The 2,430-nt window shown below is 56.5% G+C and carries 3 protein-coding genes; all 3 read left to right on the forward strand.

Annotated elements, in window-relative coordinates; genetic code table 11:
- On the forward strand, window positions 1-628 hold a 628-nt coding region (locus NW844_RS07035), incomplete at its 5' end, for a helix-turn-helix domain-containing protein (RefSeq protein WP_414334673.1).
- The gene (locus tag NW844_RS07040; RefSeq protein WP_414334675.1) at window positions 625-2,154 is read left to right on the forward strand and encodes an Hsp70 family protein; all 1,530 of its coding nucleotides are present in this window, start codon (window positions 625-627) and stop codon (window positions 2,152-2,154) included. The genes NW844_RS07035 and NW844_RS07040, both read left to right, overlap by 4 nt.
- A gap of 8 nt (window positions 2,155-2,162) precedes the next feature.
- Window positions 2,163-2,430: HEAT repeat domain-containing protein (locus NW844_RS07045; protein ID WP_414334677.1), on the forward strand; the 268-nt coding region annotated here is incomplete at its 3' end.

Genomic DNA, 2,430 nt, shown 5'->3' on the forward strand with positions numbered 1-2,430 from the left:
GAAAAGTCATGATACCCTGCTGCGCAATCTCATGCAGGCTGCCGGTATCTCAACCTGGCGAGAGCTTCGACAAAAGGCCAAACTGAGTCGAGGAGCCCTAAATGCCCTGAGAACTGGCCAGGCCGAAAAGCTGAAGTTAGCCGATCTCAATCGAGCGGCCAGCATTTTGCAAGTGCCCTTGCCGAGCCTTATTCAAGATTTCAGCGGAATCGAGCTAGCATTGGAGCCTGCAGAAACGGCTCAGGAAGTGCAGCGGCTGCACAAACAGCTAGAACAGCAGGAAGGGCAATTGCGCCATCAAATCCGCGCCGAACTGGTGGAAAAGCTCAAGCCTCTTTTGGTGCAATACCCCACCCTGCAGCAGGTTGTGCAGAGGCGACCGGATTACCCTGCCCAGCAAGTCTTGGCTTTGCTGAACTGTCTGGGCAACTTGTTGGAAGACTGGCAGTTGGAAACCATTGGCCAGGTGTGGCAACAGGTGGCCTATGACCCAGAAAGCCACCAGGCAGATGAGGAGGATATCCAGGCGGGCGAGCCGGTCTACGTTCGCTTTGTGGGCTATCGACTTAGGGATCAAATTTTGGTTCGAGCCAAAGTCAGTCGCACTCTACCTTCCTTGGCAGCATGACGACGTTGGCTATTGATTTTGGCACTTCCAATACGGTGGTCTGTGCCTATCAAAATCGAAAGCCCATTGTGATCGACATACCAGGGATCACCCACCGCTACGACGGCAGCCCGCCTCTAATTCCCTCGGTTCTCTTTGTCGGCCAAAACCAGCAATTTTTGATTGGGGCACCTGCCCAGGCCAAACGGGATCCCAAGCGCCTATTCAAAGGCTTTAAGCGGGATCTCTCTCAACAATTCCAGCCGGCCCCAACCTATGTGGATGGACAGGCCTACACAGCCCAAGAGGCCACGCGGATCTTTCTGCAGCAGCTTCTTGCCAAACTCAAGGCGGAGGGCTGGCAGCCCGATAAGGTGATCTTGACCGTGCCGGTGGGAGCCTACGAGGCCTATTTGCACAACCTGCAAGAGGTGTTTGGCTCCCTAGGGATCCAACAGGTTGTGTTCCTCGACGAGTCCACCGCGGCTGCTTTGGGCTACGGGGTGCAGGAACCGGGATCCCTGATTTTGGTGGTCGATTTGGGGGGCGGAACTCTCGACCTCTCTTTGGTCAAAATCTTGAAGCCAAAGCAGGGCACTGCTTACCGAGCTGAGGTCATTGCCAAAACTGACCGGGCCTATGGCTGTGGCGGCGTCGATATCGATATCTGGATTGCCGAATGGCTGCTGGAGCAGTTGGGCCGCAAGCGACAGCAGGTTCCGGCCAGCAGCTTCCAGGTTCTGTGCGAGGTTGCCGAGCGGCTCAAGATCCGCCTCTCCAGCCATTCTCAGGCCAGCGAGGCCTGGCTGGATGAAGACTCCTTTGAGACCCACACTTTAATGCTTCAGCGCGAACAACTCCAGGAGCTGTTGGAAGAGCGCGGCCTGCTGACGCGGCTAAGAGAAGCCATCGATGAGGTCATCGAGAAAGCCCACAACAAAGGGATCTCTAAACGAGATATCCACCAGGTGGTGTTGGTGGGTGGCACCAGCCTCATTCCAGGGGTGCAGCATCAGGTCATTAGCCTCTTTGGCCGCGACAAGGTTAAGTACCACAAGCCGTTTGAGGCAGTGGCCCACGGCGCTCTGGCCTTCACCCAGTTTGCCCGCCTTCAAGATCATCTCCGCCATACCTACGCCCTGCGGCTCTGGAATCCCTATTTGCAGGCGCCCGACTTTTTCCCTCTCTTTAAGAGCGGCACGGCCTATCCTGCCACGGTGGAACTGCCTCCCTTGCAGGCTAACGCCAATGGACAAAGCCACATCAACCTGGTGGTTGGTGAGATGGCCGAGGAAGGGGCAACCGAGGTTGTTTACGGTCCCGACGGTCGGATGCAGATTCGCAACAGCAGCGCAGCTTCTAGCTTTCGTCCCCTTGGGAGCCACAAGCAGCTTTCCATTCCTCTCAAGCCCCCAGGGCAGGTAGGAGTGGATCGTTTGCAGGTCACCTTTGCCGTCGATGCTGGGCGAACTTTGCGGGTAACGGTAGTAGATTTGCAAACTCAAAAGACCCTTATGCAGCAGCAGGTGGTTGGGAGGTTAACTTGAGGTTAGGGATGGCGGAAAACTTTGATCCCGTTCTGGGTGGGCAGCAACTGGCCGGCTCCGATCCGGTCATGGGAGGCTTGGTAGCCGTTGAGCAAGCCCTAGACAGTCCGGATCCCAAGGTGAGAATCCAAGCAATCAAGGGTGCTCTGAAGTACGGATCCAGAGGGGCCGAGCTTGTTATCCAGGCCATGCGAAATGATCCCAACTGGGAGGTGCAGTTTGCGGCTTGGGAGACGCTGCTGGAAGCGGAGGATCCGCAGCACGTGCAGGTGGCAA

This window comes from Synechococcus sp. H55.2 (genome assembly GCF_047462495.1).
Classification (GTDB): Bacteria; Cyanobacteriota; Cyanobacteriia; order Thermostichales; family Thermostichaceae; genus Thermostichus.